A 17,260-nucleotide genomic window follows, 5' to 3' on the forward strand; every position below is an offset into this window, starting at 1 on the left:
AACTCTTATTCCTTCTCCTTCAAAGACGCGAAGCGCGAACGTGTCCTTTGCGTCTTTGTGGTTCGTTTTTCCGTTACCTGTGCGTAAGTCCTAAGAAAATATTTTCACGAGGACACTGTAGCCTGTGGTTGACGTTGTGCTGCCAGGGCGATCGCCTGTGGTAAAATTCGATGTTCCTCAACTTGAATTCTGGCGTGAAGCGTTTCTGGTGTATCATCAGGCAACACTGGCACCGCAGCTTGCATCAAAATTGCACCGCTATCCATTTCCAAACATACCAAATGCACCGTACAGCCTGCAATTTTCACACCAGCGGCAAGAGCTTGTTCTACGGCATTAACTCCTTTAAAACTGGGCAACAAACTCGGATGAATATTGATAATCTTATCAGGAAAGGCATCAATTAAAACTGCTGTCACCAATCGCATCCAACCTGCCATAATCACCCATTCTACATCATATTGCCGCAAACTTTGCACAATTTCCCTATCAAATTCTTCGCGGTTTTTGTATTTGCGGTGGTCTAAAAATACAGATGGTACGCCCCAATTTTCAGCGCGTACTGCTGCTTTCGCCGAGGAATTATTGTAAATCAAAACTTGAATTTGAGCGGCAAGTTCTCCATTTTTTATTGCTTGGGCAACAGCTTCAAAATTGCTGCCATTTCCAGAAGCCATGATTCCCAATTTTAAAGGTGCTGACATCAGCTTTTTGGGCAAAATATTGGGTGATATCAAGCTGGGGGTAACTGAATTCATACTCATGCTTTGTTAACGTAGAAGACTGGAACCTGCAGGACATTGAATTTGCCCCCCTTCCTTACTAGGGATAAATTTTAGCATTACTGGTGGTATTTTCGAAGGATTATTAGTCTCACAAATTCCAGCAATTGTCAAGTTTTCTTTATTAAGTTTAGTTACAAATACAGCACTAGTATAGCTTTTGCTTTCCGGACTTTTGGCAGTAGCTGTCATCATCACCCTGGAAGTTGATTTACCTTGAGGTAGAATTTTGTATTGGTAACTTTCAGTTTCTGGCTTAATACCAACAGCAAGTTGCTCAATTGTTGTCGCAAACTTATTGTTTTCCAAATAATAAGCTTGCTGTGCGCGGTTCATAGCGGTAATTATTTGTTTACCTTCCACTGCTGTCTGACTGCTAGCTTGATTTTCTGGTTCACCATTGAAAACTTGCACATTTTCTGGCAAAGTCGTTGCATCAGAAATTTTTTCAAATATCATTGCATTAGCAGAAAAAGCGTTTGGTCTGGGTTGTCCCGGATTAGTACCATGTAACTGCAATCGCATTTTCCCATCAGCAAGAAACTCAAAAATTGTTAATACCGGTTCTGCACTACTTGGTATTGTTACATCCAAGTGCATCGGTTTGAAAGTCGGATTAATGCGATACTGAAATTCTAAGGCAACAGGAGTATTCGAGTTAGATGGTAGCGAGAATAATTTTCCTTCTGGAGTGAAAATGAAAATTAACGTTTCTGAGGATGAAGGGTCTTTAGCCTTCCATTGCCCTAATAATTTCTGGTTAACATTTGTAGCGTTACCTCTTTGAGATTGAGGCGGTAACGGTGTAATTTGGTTTTGAGCTAATACTGTTGTGTTGAGTGTAGCCAGAAGCCCGATAATTATGCTATTGGTCAGCAATTGAAGAGTGTGCCGTTTGTTAATTTTTAGTAGGTTTGGATACATTATGCTTAGATACTAGTTGAATAACAGGATCTTAAACTCTTGTCAATTGATCCGCTACTCAGCAAACAGCCAGGATAAGTACCTGTAAAGGGTTATAGCTTTTTCAACTAAAATTTTGAATATTAACAAGCTTTTATGACATTACCACGATCGCGTCAATTTTTAGATAACGATACAGTAGCTGCTTGGATTTTTCTCACCCCAGCATTGATTTTACTATTCATCTTTCTTGTTTACCCGATCGCCTATTTATTTTTCCTCAGCTTCACCGCTGGTAGTTTCACTTCCACGGGCATTTATTGGGTAGGATTGAAAAACTACTTGCGTTTGTTAATCAACCCGGATTTTTGGCAAGTTCTCAATAACACGTCTTATTTTGCGATCGCCAGCGTCATTCCCAGTATAATTATTTCTTTAGGATTGGCGGCGTTATTAAATCGTAACTTGCCATTGCGAGGAATTCTCCGAAGTGTTTATTTTCTCCCTTCAATTATCTCTTTAGTTGCGGCTGGTTTAGGATTTCGCTGGTTATTTCAAACCTCAGGACCAGTTAACGCAGCTTTAAATTTGTTTGGTATTTCTCCTATTGCTTGGTTGGGAGATACATTTTGGGCAATGCCGGTACTGATTTTATTAAGTATTTGGAAACAACTTGGTTTCAATATGGTGGTATTTTTGGCAGGGTTGCAAGCGATTCCTCCCAGTCGTTACGAAGCAGCAGAACTTGATGGCGCAAATGCTTGGCAGCAATTTTGGTATATTACTTTACCAGGATTGCGACCGACTTTAATATTTGCGATCGTTACTACTGTGATTTTCACATTGCGGAGTTTTGAGCAAGTTTATGTAATTACAGGTGGTGGTCCATTGAATTCTACCAATTTATTAGTTTATTACATATACCAAGAAGCATTTGGTCAATTTGATTTTGGTTACGCAGCAGCGGCAGCAACAGTATTGTTAGCAGTGACGCTGGTATTAGTTTACTTACAATTGCGAACTTGGGGCGAGGATTGAGGGGGAGTGGGGGAGGGGGGGACAAGGGGACAAGGCGACAAGGGGACAAGGCGACAAGGGGACAAGGCGACAAGGGGACAAGGGGACGACTTGGGGGACAATTTCTTTCTATTACCTATTACCTATTACCTATTCCCAATGCCCAATACTTAATTTTTGGTTGTCAATTTGATAATAGCGGCAATTAGCTGTGCTGGTTCGACTGGTTTGGGGACATGGTATGAGAAGCCGGCTGAAATTGCTTGTTGGCGATTGTATTCTCCAGCATAAGCTGTGAGAGCGATCGCTGGAATCTCTCCTCCTTGTTCTGGCAACCACTTTCTCACTTGGCGAATCAGCATGTAACCGTCCATTTCCGGCATTCCAATATCGCTTAATAAAACATCTAATTTCGACTTTGCCAAAATTTGCAGTGCTGACAGCGCTGATGAAACTGCTATCACTTCAGCTTTCTCTTGTTGCAAGACGAAGCTGATAAAGTCTCGCGAATCAGCATCATCATCTACAATCAGTATTTTGATTTTTTCCAAATTAGGTGAATTAAGTTCCGCTTCTGATGTAAAATCACTACAAGTTGAATCTGTTGTTGACAACAATGGCAGCTTAACTGTAAATGTTGCTCCCTGTCCTTCGCCGAGACTTTCTACAAAGACTGTACCACCGTGGAGTTCTACTAACTGTCGCACGATCGCTAATCCTAATCCCAATCCACCAAATTTTCTCGTAGTCGCGCTATCTGCTTGGCGAAAGTAATCAAAAACATAAGGTAAAAATTCCAGACTAATACCTTTACCTGTATCGCTAACTGTAATTTTCGCATAGGAATTGGGTATGGGGCATTGGGCATTGGGAATTGGTAATTGGGAATTGGGCATTGGTAATTGTCCCCCTTGTCCACGGACACGTTCCTTAACGGGGACGCCACATGCTTCAACGGAGGGAACCTCCGCAACGCAGTGGCTTGGGAACCCCCGCACGGAAGTGTCCTCCCCTTGTCCCCCTGTCCCCCTGTCCCCCTGCCCCCTGCCCCCTGCCCCATTCCCCACTCCCCACTCCCCACTCCCCCCTTCCATCGACAATCGCACCTCTACCCGTCCGCCATTGGGTGTGAACTTAACAGCGTTAGAAAGCAAATTCCAAATAACTTGTTGCAAGCGACCTGCATCACCTGCGACTTGCCCCACATTCGGGTCGAAAATCGTCACAATTGAAATCGATTTCGCTTCTGCTGCTAAACGTACTGTCTCTAAAGCTGCTAAAATAATTGATGCTGGACTTACTTTGTCTACATTTAAAGTTAGTTTGCCGCGCAGTATTCGCGAGACATCCAGCAAGTCTTCAATCAGTTGTGCCTGTAATTTGGCATTTCGCTCAATTGTTGCTAAGGCTTCAGCGGTCTTTGTTTCATCAAACTTGCGGGTTCGCAGCAGCTTAGACCAACCGAGAATCGGGTTTAGTGGGGTGCGTAATTCGTGCGAAAGGACGGCGAGAAATTCGTCTTTGATGCGGTTTGCCGATTCAGCTTGGGTACGCGCTAGTTGTTCAGCTTCGTACAAGCGAGTATTTTCAATTGCTACAGATGCCATCTGTGCCAATTGTACCAAGATGGCTTCGTCTTCTGCTGTAAACTCGCCTGCGTCGTATTTATCAGATAATTGAATCAGTCCAATATTGCTACCATCCCGTCCTGTCAGGGGTGCAGCCAGCCAACCGCGCATAGGTGGATGTTTTGCGGCTTCTGCGCCAAATCCGCGCCACTGGGGATGTGCTTCTAGTTCGCTTTGAGTCATGCGGATGGGACGATTTATCTGACAAACGCAGGCATAAATGCCTGAGTTATCGGTTGGTTGTTTATAATCGCGCCATGCAGCATACTTATCTGAAAGTGAGACGGCGTTGATAGCCTGCGCCCAATTACGATCACTCGTCATGCTGGTAACTGATTGATGTGCGCCGATGATGAAACGCGATCGCTCGGTAATTACTTGCAGAACTTCTTCAATAGAAAGTGCTGAATTTATAGTTAATGATGCCTCAGTCAACCCACGCAGTTGACCGGCATATTGTTGAACCCGCACGAGCATTTCTTCTCGTTCGGCTTCAGCTTGTTTGCGTTGCATAGCTTGCCGATAGGCATCGCTAATGTCAATACACGAGCCAATATAACCGAGAAAATTACCTGATGATGTAAAACGCGGCACGCCGTTATCTAAAATCCACCGATACTCACCGTCATAACGTTGCAGCCGATACTCCATGCTAAATTCTTCACGGGCATCAAAGGCATTTATATAAATATCTATACAGTACTGTAAATCTTCTGGATGGACTTTTTCCGCCCAACCATTACCCATTTCTTGCTCAATTGTCTGCCCTGTAAACTCCAGCCAGGTTTTGTTAAAATAGTTACGAAGCTTACTCGGTTCGGACATCCAAATTAAATTAGGAGATGCATCCGCCATTTCCCGGAATCGTTTCTCACTTTCCCGTAATGCGGCTTCCATACCTTTGCGTTCGGTTACATCCAAAACTAGTGATAGCACTGAAACTAGCTTGCCGGATTCATCAAATAAAGTCGAGCTATACCACTCACAGTAAACAATTGAATTATCTTTGGTGTAATTGCGATTGTAACAAATATTACTATTTTTTACTCCGCCAGTTAGTTGAGTCACCGCATCTGTAACAACTTCTAAATCTTCCGTAAAGACAAACTGCCAGTCTTGGAAATTTTTACCGATTACTTCTGATGCTTGCCAGCCAAAAATTCGTTCAGCTTCCACCGACCAACGAGAGACACGAAATTCACGATCCCACTCAATCACCGCCAAAGGCGAGTTTTCTACATGAAAGTTTAACCTTTGCAGGGCATTTTGCAATGATGTTTCCGCAGCCTTACGAGTAGTAATATCGCGGAAATAAATACCCATTCCTTCTGCTGATGGATAAGCATGAACTTCCAACCATATCATTAATGGTTCGTACAGTACCTCAAAATGTACCGGAATTTGCTCTGCAAAAGCTTGACGATATTTTTGCTCAATTATTGTACCAACTGACCAAGACCACATTTCCCAGTGAGTTTTGCCAATTATTTCCTCTGGCTGCATATTGTTGAGCCTTGCTGTCTGTTGGTTCACATAAGTGATTCTAAATTCGCGATCCAGAGCAACAAAAGCATCGGTCATGTTTTCCAGAACGTTCGTTAAATGCTCGTTGGCATCTTGCAGCACTTGCTTCATGCTCTGGCGCATTCTGCTCAATTTTATAGTAGCCTCGACACGCGCCAGCAGTTCACGACCAGAGAAAGGTTTAACTAAGTAATCGTCAGCGCCGAATTCTAACCCCTCAATTCGCGACTCTTCCCCAGCACGGGCAGACAGCAAGATAATCGGTATCTCTTTGGTGAGTGGATCTTGACGCAGTTGCCGCAACAACTCAAAACCATCGAGTCCTGGCATCATAATATCAGTTAAAACTAAATCAAAAGGCTGCTGCCGAATAGCGGCTAAAGCAGCTAATCCATCTCCTACCGCTTCTACCTGATAATTTTGCTGAAGCATACGCTTGACATAATCGCGCATATCTGCATTATCATCGACAAGGAGAATACGGGATATTGAGGATTGGGCATAGGGCATTGGGCATTGGGCATTGGGAATTGGGCATTGGGCATAGGGCATTGGGCATTGGGGAGGCAGTGCGTTGCGGAGGTTCCCTCCGTTGAAGCATCTGCCGTCATTGGTAAAATTCCTCTCCCCCCTGCCCCCCTGCCCCCCTGTCCCCCTGTCCCCCCAGTCCCCAGTCCCTTCTGCTGGCAACCACCGCAAGGCTTCTTCAACGTAGGAGGCAGCCCCGACTGCGGTTGATGGTAATGTATTAATTGCGTCAATGTTAACGCTTGGTAAGTGAGCGTATCCTGTGGGAATAGATACTACAAAGCTGGTTCCTTGGTCAACAATGCTACTTACAGTGATGGTGCCGCCGTGTAGTTTTACTAATTCGTGGACTAACGATAAACCAATTCCAGACCCTTCAAAACTACGTCCCTTCGCACCTTCTACTCGGTGGAAACGCTCGAATAAATGGGGTATTTCTGATTCGGGGATGCCTGTGCCGGTATCGCTTATTTCTAACTCGACGTGATTTTGGCAATCGCGCAATGTTACGGTTATCTCTCCTTGGAAGGTAAACTTAAAGGCGTTGGAGAGCAAATTCAGCACAATCTTTTCCCACATTTGGCGGTCTACGTACACTGATGAACGCAGAGGTGGACATTGTACTATTAAGCGCATACCCGCTGCTTCAATTACTGAGCGAAACAAGCTAGCAAGTTCAGCAGTGAACGCGGAAATATCAATTGGTTCATATACAGCTTGGACTCGTCCTGCCTCAATGCGCGAGAAATCTAGGAGACTGTTGACCAATTTCAGCAAGCGCTGTGAGTTGCGATGTATTAATTGCAATTGTTCTTGGTCTTGTGGCGCAAATTCTGTTGCGCGATCGCCCAACATTTCCTCTAAAGGTGAGATAATTAACGTTAGCGGCGTGCGAAACTCATGGCTAATATTGCTAAAAAAAGTCGTTTTTGCCCGGTCTAACTCAGTTAGCGCTTCCGCTCGTTTTCGTTCTGTTTCATAGGCACAAGCATTAGCGATCGCTGTTGCAATATTACCCGCAATCAACTGAAAAAAACCGCTATACTCTTCATCTAAAGCACGTCGCGGATTGATTCCAACTACCAGTAAACCCGCAGGAAGATCCTGATTTGCTTGGGTTATCGGTAATATTAATGCCGAGTCAGCTAAGTCTGCATAGCTAGAGACACCCCAATTATCTACCCGCTCTGGTTCACCTGTCCGCACAACTTTTACCAACGGGAAGCTGTGTGTATCATCTGACAATAAATCTAAAGTTTCTTGGCAAGCTATTTCTTGAGGTGCTAATCCCCCTGCTTTTATCAACTTAGCTTGTTTACCTGCTTCATCCAGCAAATAAATTAAAGCAAAGGGAATATCAGCGACATTATCAGCTAAAGTTTCCATACTGAGTTCGCAAGCTTCTTCAACAGTCTTCGCTTGGGAAGTTTTTGCGGCTAACTCCCGCAGAGTGCGTAACCGTCGTTCGCTCAAAACCCGCTGAGTTGTTTCTGTAACAGCAGTAAAAACCCCACCTATACCACCTGTTTCATCTCGGATGGGACTATAAGAAAAAGTGAAGTAGCATTCCTCAAGATAACCATTGCGGTCTATTAAGAGTAACTGATCGTCAGACCAAGTAGCATTGCCTGTAATCATCACACCTTCGAGCATCGGTCCGATGATATCCCATATTTCTGCCCAACACTCCCGTCCTGCTTGACCTAAAGCTTGCGGATGTTTAGTCGCTCCCAGAATTGGACGGTAAGCATCGTTATAAAGCATGACCAATTCCTTACCCCACCAAATCAAAATTGGGAATCGAGAGGATAAGCAAATACTCAGAGAAGTACGCAAACTCTGATTCCAATGCTTAACAGAACCGATTGGTGTAACTGACCAATCGAGAGTCCGCATCATCAGACTCATTTCCCCATTGCCAGGAAAGATATCTTCTTGCTGATAATCTGGGGATGTCGAGCGATCGCTTTCTAGTTGGTAGTCCGATTCCTTGTCTTGCATTTTCACAGGTTAAATCAAAGGAGTGGGAATTTTTTGTCCAATATTAACCTACATTTAGGGTAATCTATTCTGGAGATACCGCTTCGGGCGATCGCAACCGTCCATATAAATTTTTGACGAAAATCGTAGAGACGTTCTACTAGAACGTCTCTACAATCGGCAGAACGTCTCTACAATACGTTGATATCAACATATATTGCAAAATTATCCCGTAAAAAAGCAACGCCAATTTTTTTACTTACATAGGACTTACGCAAAAAACCTGCCAGTTCCTTAATTTTGGTAGGGATAATTCATGAATTATCCCTACTTACGATCTGTTTTGCGCTCATTCCTGTTACATTTACAAAGAAGTGTTAATAAATTCGCGTCTTTGCTCTCTAGCTTGCTCTATATTATGTAAAGTATTTAAAGACAAAAAGCCAAAACCGACTTTAGAGGCTAAATCAAGCAATGTAAAAAACATTGTTTCCGCACCTTGAGCAAAAACGTTAAACCCCTCTGTTCCTAAAATCCACACAACTGGATAAAGCGTCCACAACACTAAATGCACAGTCACCAACTTACGGAATGCTTGCTTTGATTTTGGGTGATTGCGTTCAGCCTCAATCCGATACTGATTTAACAACATATAAGCAACTGCAAGATAAGCAGCGCAACTAACAATATACCAGATATAGCTAATAGGTTTGGGTGAAATCGTCGCTACAAAACCAGTAGCAATCATATAGGCATTTGCTCCTAACAAGCTACCAGTAATTGGTAAACTAGTTCTGCCTAAAAAAGTCAGATCCAGCAGCAACAGCGGAGTTGACAAAAACCAAGTTACATATCGTACCCAATAAGTAGGGCGATCGTTAATAATATTAACACCTTGTTTAAGTGCCATAGCTAGATAAAGTCCAGCAGCAATCAAGCAAATAAAGAAATTCAGTGTATATAATATTTTCCACTGCTCATTTTTAGCATTGTGTGCGCCAAATCCAAAAAAAATTCCACCGAAAGCCATACCAATGACACCAGTCCACAGCCAAGCTTGAATCATATTTAATTTCTCACTAATATTAATTAATCAAGTAAATTTTCACATCGGAAAGCTTATTTTTCATTTTGCCAGATTTACTCACTTCAACAATACTTCTAAATACATATTTTTGTAGTCAGTGCAGAGAGCGCTTAACTTCCCCCAAATCACTCTTCCAAGGAATTTTGACAGTAAAAGTAGTACCAACCCCAACTTTACTTTCTAGCTTAATACTACCACCGTGTAATTCCACACACTTTTTCACCACAGCTAATCCTAAACCAGTCCCAGTCACATCACCGACATTTTCCCCTCTTTGAAAAGCTTGATAAAGTTGTTCTTCCTCTTCTTGACAAATTCCTATTCCTTGGTCTTGTATTTGAAAAATAGCTTGTCCTGATTCATCTGCTAATGTGAAATAAATTTGGCTATCATCTGGTGAATACTTGATGGCATTATCAACCAAATTAGTTACAATCGAACGCAACATTCTTTCATCCATCCAAGCGATTCTTTGAGAACATTTGCTGACAAAAAGTATGTCTTTTTCAGCGCGAGTACTAAACTTGATTTCTTCTAATAAGGAAAAGCAAAAATCTTCTAAATCTAAAGGTTGCGGTCGAAATTCTAACTTCCCAGCTTCCGCTCTCGTTAAAGTCAGAATATCTGTTAACAATTGTGTCATCGTTTTCGCCGAAGATTGAATTCGATGAAGATTTTTCAGCTTTTTCTCTTCCGACCATTCTTTATTAGAGTTCTCCAAAACTTGCGCGGAAATTAAAATAGTACTTAAAGGAGTGCGAAACTCATGAGAAACCATTGAAAAGAAGCGAATCTTCAATTCATTTAATTCAAGTTCTTTTTCTAAATTTCGCTGAACTTCTTCTGCCCGCTTTCGTTCAGTGATATCTTGTGTAACTACGGCTCGACGATAAATTTTTCCTAACCTATTTTTAATCGGAAAACTGTGTTCCCAAACCCAGCGCACCGAATCATCTGGACGCACAATGCGGTATTCAATTTCAAATTCTTTTTTAATGTTGTTCTCAAGGTTAGCAATCACACGAGATTTATCTTCTGGATGAACAGCATCTAGAAATGATTGGGGATTTATATACAAACTTTCACAACTGCGTCCCCAAATTTTTTCATAAGCCGGATTAACATATAAAACTATGTCGCTTTTAGCATCTCTCATCCAAAAAATTTCATGAATATTTTCCGCAATTTGGCGAAACTTTTCTTCACTGGCAGCTAGCGCTGACTGTGCTTGCTTTTGTTGAGTAATATCGCGTGCTAATACTAATCTAGCAGGTCGTCCTTTAAATGTTAATTCGTGAGAGGTAATTTCTACATCAATTTCTGTACCATCCCGCTTTTTATGTCTCCTAGTTGCGAATCGTTTATCTGCCCAACGTAGCCCAGGAATTCTATCAAGAAGGGCTGGTACTTCTTCGGGTGGACGAATATCTTTAATTGTCATAGATAAAAATTCGCTTTGTGAGTAGCCATATTGTTTGATAGCTACTTCATTAACAGCTAAAAAATTTAAGTTTTCTAAATCGTAAACCCATAAAGGATGAGGATTAACTTCAAATAAGTTTCGGTATCTTTGTTGACTTTCTCGTAAAGTATCTTCTAATTGTTGGCGAGTACTAATTTGTCGATGTAATAATGAATAGACTATAAATAGTAGGGCAAAGCTAACCCAATAACCAGTTATTTTGGCGATGATTAGAAATCGAAAACTTGCATCTGAACGAGCTTGGTGACGCTGCACTAATGATTGCTCTTCTTTCTCAAGTTGAGTAATTATTTGCCAAATTTGGTCTTGAATTGTAATGCTTTTATCTGTAAAATATAATTGAATTGCTGTGTTAGATTTATTTCGTTTGTAAAAGTCAATAGACTGTTTGAGCAAACTTACTCTTTGGGCAATCAAAGGTTTGAGAATATCTAGTCTCTGCTGCTGTGTGGGATTATTGGTAGTAGCGCGTTGAGCATCTGTTAATTTAGCTTCAACACTTTGAATTGCCGTGTTGTATGTTTCTAAATAAGAATTGTTTCCGGTAGTAATGTAACTGCGTCTAGCTTTTTCAGCATCTCGCACTGTAGTTAGCACATCTCTAACTTTTTGTATCACTTCGTAGGAATATTCTAATTGTCTTTCTCTAGCGAATAATTTATCTGTATTTTGATATGAAATAATGTTAACGATCGCAATAATCAGCACTGCCAATCCAAACCCGACAGCAATGATTTTTCTTTCCAATGACCATTTCATATGCAATGCTTGTATGGTAAAAAAAATGGGGAATGGGGAATGGGGAATGGGGAATGGGAAATGGGGAATGGGGAATGGGGAATGGGGAATAGAAAAATAATTACCAATTACCAACTACCAATTACCACGTTCCCATCTCTGTTAACGTTATTTTGTAATTAATATGCGAATTCTACTTGTTGAAGATAATGCGCGTTTGGCGGAAGCGCTTTTAGAAGCTTTAACTGACCAATTGTATGTGGTAGATGTAGTCAAAGATGGGGAGTTTGCTTGGGATCAGGTTAAGGCGATCGCCTACGATTTGATTTTATTAGATGTGATGCTTCCTAAGCTAGATGGGATCAGTCTTTGTCAACGCTTACGTCACCACGGTTATTCTCTACCAATTTTGATGTTAACGGCTCGTGACACCAGTACAGATAAAGTTAATGGCTTAGACGCGGGAGCGGATGACTATGTGGTTAAACCCTTTGATTTACAAGAGTTATTAGCTCGTATCCGCGCTTTATTGCGTCGGGGAAGTTCTGCTTCTCCACCCATTCTGACATGGGGTAAGTTGCTTCTCAATCCTAGTACCTACGAAGTCACTTATTTAGATGTGCCTTTGCAGCTAACCCCCAAAGAATTTAGTTTGTTGGAACTATTACTTCGCAATGGTCGTCGCGTCCTTAGTCGTGCTGTAATTATTGATAGCCTGTGGAAAAGTGAAAGTCCACCAGAAGAAGATACTGTTAAGGCTCATATTAAAAGTTTGCGTCATAAACTTAGAACTGTAGCCGCTCCGGAAGATTTCATCGAAACGGTTCATGGCTTGGGATATCGTTTGAAGCAATTGTCTTGAAAATTGGGCATTGGGCATTGGGCATTGGGCATTGGGCATTGGGCATTGGGGAGGCAGTGCGTTGGGGAGCCAGTGCCGTGGGCGGGTCTCCCGACTTGAGGCATCTGGCGTCCGGCTCCGCCGACTTGAAGCACCTGCCGTCATCGGCTAGAGAAAGTTTATTTTCATCGCTTTGTTGTATGATGGGTTTTTCTTGGGGATCGATCTAAAATTGGTAATAGCTGTTAAGTATTACAATTTTTTTACATTATCAATCTTTGCTGACTTATGTCAGCTTTTTTTCTTTTTGAAACTACTTGTAGAGCGCATTTGCAGGTATCTTCCCGATTTATTCCCGATATTTTCTCCATATTTTCTCGATTCTTTCCTCAGCTTATATACTTCTGCGGTGTAACCTCAATATACAGTAACTATCATCACGAACGATTGATATAAGTGACACCCAGAGGTAAGGATCATGAGGAATTATGCTGATACACAGGAATTCATTCTAAATCAAATTACACAAAAATCTTTTAAACGAGAAGATTTTAGTGGATGTGACTTGAGTGGAATCGACCTAAGGGCAGTTGACTTAAGTGGAATTAATTTGATAGGAGCAGATTTAAGTGGGGCAAATTTGAGTGGTTCTGTGCTTGTTGGGGCAAATCTTAGCGGTGCAAATTTAAGCGGAGCCAATTTGCAGTCAGCTTATTTATATGAAGCTTCATTATGTGAGGCTAATTTGAAGAATGCTGATTTAACGCGAGCCAACTTGTGTGGTGCTTTTTTGTGGCGAGTAAATTTGACAAAAAGTAAGCTTTGGGGAGCATCTTTATGCAGTGCAGATTTGAGCGAAGCAAGTTTGAATGAAGCTAACTTGATTGAAGCCTCATTAATAGAAGCAAACTTAATGAGAGCAAATTTAATTCAAGCCAAGCTATGTGGCGCGATTTTGCTCGAAGCTAATTTAAAGAAAGCCAATTTAACCAGCGCAGATTTAACCAGTGCAAACTTAACCGAGGCAAACTTAAGTGGAGCGAACCTTTGGGAGGCAAAGTTGATTCATGCCAAGCTATGGGATGCTATTATGCCTGATGGAACAATTCAATATCCTCAAATCAAGTTTTGTTAATGAGTGATGAAGTCATTAGTCATTTATTATTGTCGTATTTGGGACTCATAACTAATGACTAATAACTAATAATTAAAACTCACGTTGGGAAAAGAGAAAGATAGCGATCGCTAACAAAATGACGCTGTAAAACAAGGCATAGCCAGCATTCGTAATTAGTGCCATTGAGTCAGGTAGCGCTGCAACACCATAAACAGCATCATTTTTTAAATCTAATCGAGATAAATCAGGCAAGATAAGATACAAGCCTTGAGTCAGGCTTTCAATACTCTTGTTGTTTCCCAAACGACCAAGTTTTACTAAATCTTGAGTAATGTTCCCGATTAAATAGACTGCAAATGTTAAAGCAGTCGCTAACAGGGAACTAGTAAACACACCTAAGGCAATAGCTACAGCGGTAATTAAGGCTAGTTGCAAGAATAAGAAAATGACAGCAATTAAAATGCTTGCAGTGGAATGAGGAACATTTCCAAACTGCAAAAATGCTAGATAAATCGCCGTCATAGCTGTAAGAAGTGCAGCTAGTACTGTTAATAACCCGAAATATTTACCAGTGATAAATTCACTGTGGCTGACTGGTTTGGTAATTAACACTAAAACAGTGCGTTTCTCAATTTCTTTGTTAACTAGTCCTGTACCCACAAATATGGCAACAATTAAGCCGAGGATATTCATCACTGCCAGACCAAAGTCTAAAAACATTTTATCTTCTGTCGAAGCAGCAAATTCAGGAAGTAAGCGGATGGCGACGGCGAGTATTACCGTATAAAAACCGATAATATAGAGAATGCGATCGCGTACCACTTCCCGAAACACATTCGTAGCTAGCACAAAAATTCTGCCCAAATTCATCGCTATTAAATTGTTAGTGGATAGTGGGAGCGTGGATAGTGGGAGCGTGGATAGTTGGAGCGTGGATAGTGGTTAATTGCAGCGTGGATAGTGGGAGCGTGGTTAGTTGTTAGTTGTTAGTTGGAGTGTGATTAGTTAACAAAAAGTATTACTAACTTTCCCCCTTGTCCCCCCTGTCCCCCTCTCCCCCTGTCTTATTTACTGCTGCGCTGGAGGTGAGCCGGCAATAAATTTAGGAAGGCGATCGCATTCAATTTCGGCTACGGTGGCTTTATCTGGTTTGCTGACGTTGGCAATGCTTGAGTTTGCCCTGGCTGCGATTGGGTCAACCCGACAAGACTTTTTCAGGTAAAATCCGCGTGGGTTAGAACTCGGACCTGTCCAGATACTTAACAAATCTAATGTATACCCAGATTTGGTATTAACTACACGCGGTCTAACAACCCACAATTCTTTCTCTTCATATTTTGCTAAGTTTCTTTCTATAACTCGTCTACCCAAATTTCCTACTTGTTGATCTGCATTTATTAGCCATCTTTCCACTTGCGACCAAGGTCTTCCTGCTATTTGTTCTTCTACTAATGGCTGAAGTTTATCGAGAATCACCACGCCATTTGCCGGTATTTTCTCTGGGGATTCGGTTCTAATTACAAAGGTACTTTGCTTAAAATTATCTGCCTGCAAACTCGGATATTGTCTTAACCAATTATCCGTAACAAAGTAAAACTGAATCCAGCAACTTAGTATCATACAACTGGCAACCATGACTATTAGTCTTTGGCGAATTTCTGGCTTAGGAATTTGTGTTTGCACATCAGTACCGCTTCCTTCAAAAAATTCGGGAATTGCTGTAATTAATGCTGAAATCGTTGGCCAAAGCACGATTGTTCGTGGTGTAATTACATCATCCCCTTGTCCAAAAGCAAAAACACTCACTAAAAATCCCGTTATTACTGCCCCTACTGGCATAAAAGTACCGGGGATTCTTAAAGGATCGTCAGTGGTATACCAAGATGTTCCAGCAATTAAAAATAACCAGCCGAAAAATGAAATTACATCTTTTATATAACCTACAGCCAATGATGAGGCGAACCAAGAAAAAATACTCAAATAAATTAATGTTTGCCAAGAGTAAGCTTTGGGCGGAACCAACAACCTTCTTACTCGCTCATAAACTCCTTCGAGAAATTTAAATACCCCAAATAAATCTTTTAAAAACAAGAAATTCATCTTTCACTCCTCTTAATTACTCTTTGAGATTTACCTTTTACTTACTTTTGATTTATCATTTAAGTAAACAACTAAATAAAATTACTCTTGACTAGTTGATTTGTTGGAAATTAAACATTTTTGACTTACTTAAATGATGTTTGATGCCAACATAGTTATCTAGAGCGAATCAACAAAATTATGGCAATTGCACTATAACTAAGTGAATTTGCTATTAGTATGGTAGTCACTAAATTTGTATTCTGCAATTTAGCTTTGCTAGCACGCCGGAAATTGCGACGTGGATATGGTTGAAGTTCTAATTCATTTTTTATTGGTTCAGCTAATGATAGCAAAACAAGCTTTAATAGAAAGTATTTCAGCAAGAAAGTAGCGAAGAAAATTATAAAAGCAATCAAAATCACTAAGGACTGGACATTATTAGTCCGAAATTGATTAAAAAAGACATAACTGATTAGTTGTGATTTTAAATTAACTGGTAAAACTGGCTCGATAAAGAAAAAAGTTATCCAACCAATCACAGCAGTAAATAGATTGATACAGATGGCATAAAAAATGCTAGTTTTTTTGTCAAATCTTAACCGAGCATTCAAAACGTATCCTTCTATGGGTATGGCTACCAATAAAAATAAAAAGTCAAACAAAATGGCACCAAGCGGAAAAGTTGTCGGAAGTTCAGGAAATTCAAACATAAAAGGGTGAGCGCTAAGGGTTGACTTGAGATAGTAAACTAGTGAAATTGAGAATGATGGGGAAAATTATCTCACTCTTCCAGTCTTTTACCATCTTTTTGTTCTTTTGGTTATGGCAAAAGCAAAACTTTACCAAATTGGGGAATGGGGACAAGGGACAGGGGGACTTTCAAAGACAGGGGGGGACTTTCTTGAGTTGGGAGCTGGGGGAGCTGGGGGAGCTGGGGAGAAATATTTCTTCTTTCTTGCCCTTTACCCCGATGTGGACGCACCCGAACCATAACAAATAAAATAAGGTGATAGCTTAAAGTTGCGCTTTGGGCGCTTTGCGCCCGCACTCTTGTGCGATCGCATTAAAACGAGATACACAACTTTCCACCACTACATAAGCGTAACTTTGTGTATTGTGGTAAAATGACTCAAAATTAGCCAGCAATGAAGGTAAACGGAAACGGGCAAGGCAAGATTTTAACTTCTGATGAGTTGAGGCTATTATTTGCGCTCAGGATTTATTTCAAAGCGCGATCGCACTTTCAGAGCGCATCTGTTTATTCATCGGTCGCCTTAGTGAGGCGCTAGCCCTTCAAACCACAGACATAAAAGGCGGCACAGTAACTTTTAGGAAATCTACCACAAAAGGGAAACTTAAAACCCGCGTCGTAGATATTCAGCTTGGACTGGCAGCAATATTAGCAGATTACAATCCCAAGCCTGGGGCAATGTTCCCAGGTAAGCGCGGTGGATTACTAAATAATAAAATTACTGGATAAAGCCGGACATCTCCGGCAGTTTTGTTCTTAAACATTGCCCATGCTAAAGTACTAAAATACCGACATCTCC

General features: G+C 41.2%; 14 protein-coding genes. 5 read left to right on the top strand and 9 right to left on the bottom strand.

The annotated features are described in order from the left end of the window. Positions 1-104: 104 nt before the first annotated feature. Complete coding sequence (gene purN, locus AABK37_RS15445) at positions 105-764, bottom strand: phosphoribosylglycinamide formyltransferase (RefSeq protein WP_432552433.1); 660 nt, start codon at positions 762-764, stop codon at positions 105-107. Positions 765-770: 6 nt separating this feature from the next. After that, complete coding sequence (locus tag AABK37_RS15450; RefSeq protein ID WP_432552434.1) at positions 771-1,661, bottom strand: type IV pilin-like G/H family protein; 891 nt, start codon at positions 1,659-1,661, stop codon at positions 771-773. Positions 1,662-1,841: 180 nt separating this feature from the next. On the opposite strand from AABK37_RS15450, the gene AABK37_RS15455 reads away from it, so the two are divergent. Together AABK37_RS15455 and AABK37_RS15460 are read left to right on the top strand one after the other, a co-directional pair. Continuing rightward, complete coding sequence (locus AABK37_RS15455) at positions 1,842-2,723, top strand: carbohydrate ABC transporter permease (RefSeq protein ID WP_432552435.1); 882 nt, start codon at positions 1,842-1,844, stop codon at positions 2,721-2,723. Between the two features lie 6 nt (positions 2,724-2,729). Next, positions 2,730-2,876: a hypothetical protein gene (locus AABK37_RS15460; RefSeq protein ID WP_432552436.1), complete on the top strand. Its 147-nt coding sequence runs from the start codon at positions 2,730-2,732 to the stop codon at positions 2,874-2,876. Here the strand turns inward: AABK37_RS15460 and AABK37_RS15465 are convergent. From AABK37_RS15465 to AABK37_RS15475, 3 genes are all read right to left on the bottom strand, one after another. After that, complete coding sequence (locus AABK37_RS15465) at positions 2,873-8,383, bottom strand: ATP-binding protein (protein WP_432552437.1); 5,511 nt, start codon at positions 8,381-8,383, stop codon at positions 2,873-2,875. The two genes, AABK37_RS15460 and AABK37_RS15465, sit on opposite strands and share 4 nt — an antisense overlap. 343 nt (positions 8,384-8,726) lie before the next feature. Continuing rightward, positions 8,727-9,428 carry a bacteriorhodopsin gene (locus AABK37_RS15470; RefSeq protein WP_432552438.1) on the bottom strand — a complete coding sequence of 234 codons (702 nt, stop codon included), beginning with the start codon at positions 9,426-9,428 and terminating at the stop codon, positions 8,727-8,729. A gap of 115 nt (positions 9,429-9,543) precedes the next feature. Next, positions 9,544-11,805: a PAS domain S-box protein gene (locus tag AABK37_RS15475; protein ID WP_432552439.1), complete on the bottom strand. Its 2,262-nt coding sequence runs from the start codon at positions 11,803-11,805 to the stop codon at positions 9,544-9,546. A gap of 49 nt (positions 11,806-11,854) precedes the next feature. On the opposite strand from AABK37_RS15475, the gene AABK37_RS15480 reads away from it, so the two are divergent. After that, on the top strand, positions 11,855-12,532 hold the full coding sequence (locus AABK37_RS15480) for a response regulator transcription factor (RefSeq protein ID WP_432552440.1): 678 nt from the start codon (positions 11,855-11,857) through the stop codon (positions 12,530-12,532). Here the strand turns inward: AABK37_RS15480 and AABK37_RS15485 are convergent. Further along, the gene (locus AABK37_RS15485; protein ID WP_432552441.1) at positions 12,496-12,666 is read right to left on the bottom strand and encodes a hypothetical protein; all 171 of its coding nucleotides are present in this window, start codon (positions 12,664-12,666) and stop codon (positions 12,496-12,498) included. The genes AABK37_RS15480 and AABK37_RS15485 overlap by 37 nt on opposite strands. A gap of 323 nt (positions 12,667-12,989) precedes the next feature. Between AABK37_RS15485 and AABK37_RS15490 the strand changes: the two genes are divergently transcribed. Next, positions 12,990-13,646 carry a pentapeptide repeat-containing protein gene (locus AABK37_RS15490; RefSeq protein ID WP_432552442.1) on the top strand — a complete coding sequence of 219 codons (657 nt, stop codon included), beginning with the start codon at positions 12,990-12,992 and terminating at the stop codon, positions 13,644-13,646. A 72-nt stretch (positions 13,647-13,718) separates the two neighbouring features. Here the strand turns inward: AABK37_RS15490 and AABK37_RS15495 are convergent, their stop codons facing one another. From AABK37_RS15495 to fraC, 3 genes are all read right to left on the bottom strand, one after another. After that, positions 13,719-14,498: an ABC transporter permease gene (locus tag AABK37_RS15495; protein WP_432552443.1), complete on the bottom strand. Its 780-nt coding sequence runs from the start codon at positions 14,496-14,498 to the stop codon at positions 13,719-13,721. Positions 14,499-14,696: 198 nt separating this feature from the next. Then, a complete protein-coding gene (gene fraD / locus AABK37_RS15500; protein WP_432552444.1) occupies positions 14,697-15,728 on the bottom strand; it encodes a septal junction protein FraD in 1,032 nt (343 codons plus the stop codon). 155 nt (positions 15,729-15,883) lie between these two features. After that, entirely contained in the window at positions 15,884-16,420 is a 537-nt protein-coding gene (gene fraC / locus AABK37_RS15505) for a filament integrity protein FraC (protein WP_432552445.1), read from the bottom strand. Positions 16,421-16,532: 112 nt separating this feature from the next. Between fraC and AABK37_RS15510 the strand changes: the two genes are divergently transcribed. Further along, positions 16,533-16,703 carry a hypothetical protein gene (locus tag AABK37_RS15510; RefSeq protein WP_432552446.1) on the top strand — a complete coding sequence of 57 codons (171 nt, stop codon included), beginning with the start codon at positions 16,533-16,535 and terminating at the stop codon, positions 16,701-16,703. Positions 16,704-17,260 lie beyond the last annotated feature (557 nt).

Origin of the sequence: Tolypothrix sp. VBCCA 56010, from assembly GCF_050875635.1 — a bacterium.
GTDB lineage: Bacteria > Cyanobacteriota > Cyanobacteriia > Cyanobacteriales > Nostocaceae > Hassallia.

Excerpts from the sequence above, each read along its gene's own strand:
- purN (WP_432552433.1), bottom strand. The coding sequence starts at position 764 with ATGAGTATGAATTCAGTTACCCCCAGCTTGATATCACCCAATATTTTG.
- AABK37_RS15480 (WP_432552440.1), top strand. The coding sequence starts at position 11,855 with ATGCGAATTCTACTTGTTGAAGATAATGCGCGTTTGGCGGAAGCGCTT.
- fraD (WP_432552444.1), bottom strand. The coding sequence starts at position 15,728 with ATGAATTTCTTGTTTTTAAAAGATTTATTTGGGGTATTTAAATTTCTC.
- AABK37_RS15495 (WP_432552443.1), bottom strand. The coding sequence starts at position 14,498 with ATGAATTTGGGCAGAATTTTTGTGCTAGCTACGAATGTGTTTCGGGAA.
- AABK37_RS15490 (WP_432552442.1), top strand. The coding sequence starts at position 12,990 with ATGAGGAATTATGCTGATACACAGGAATTCATTCTAAATCAAATTACA.
- fraC (WP_432552445.1), bottom strand. The coding sequence starts at position 16,420 with ATGTTTGAATTTCCTGAACTTCCGACAACTTTTCCGCTTGGTGCCATT.
- AABK37_RS15470 (WP_432552438.1), bottom strand. The coding sequence starts at position 9,428 with ATGATTCAAGCTTGGCTGTGGACTGGTGTCATTGGTATGGCTTTCGGT.
- AABK37_RS15510 (WP_432552446.1), top strand. The coding sequence starts at position 16,533 with ATGGCAAAAGCAAAACTTTACCAAATTGGGGAATGGGGACAAGGGACA.
- AABK37_RS15465 (WP_432552437.1), bottom strand. The coding sequence starts at position 8,383 with ATGCAAGACAAGGAATCGGACTACCAACTAGAAAGCGATCGCTCGACA.
- AABK37_RS15455 (WP_432552435.1), top strand. The coding sequence starts at position 1,842 with ATGACATTACCACGATCGCGTCAATTTTTAGATAACGATACAGTAGCT.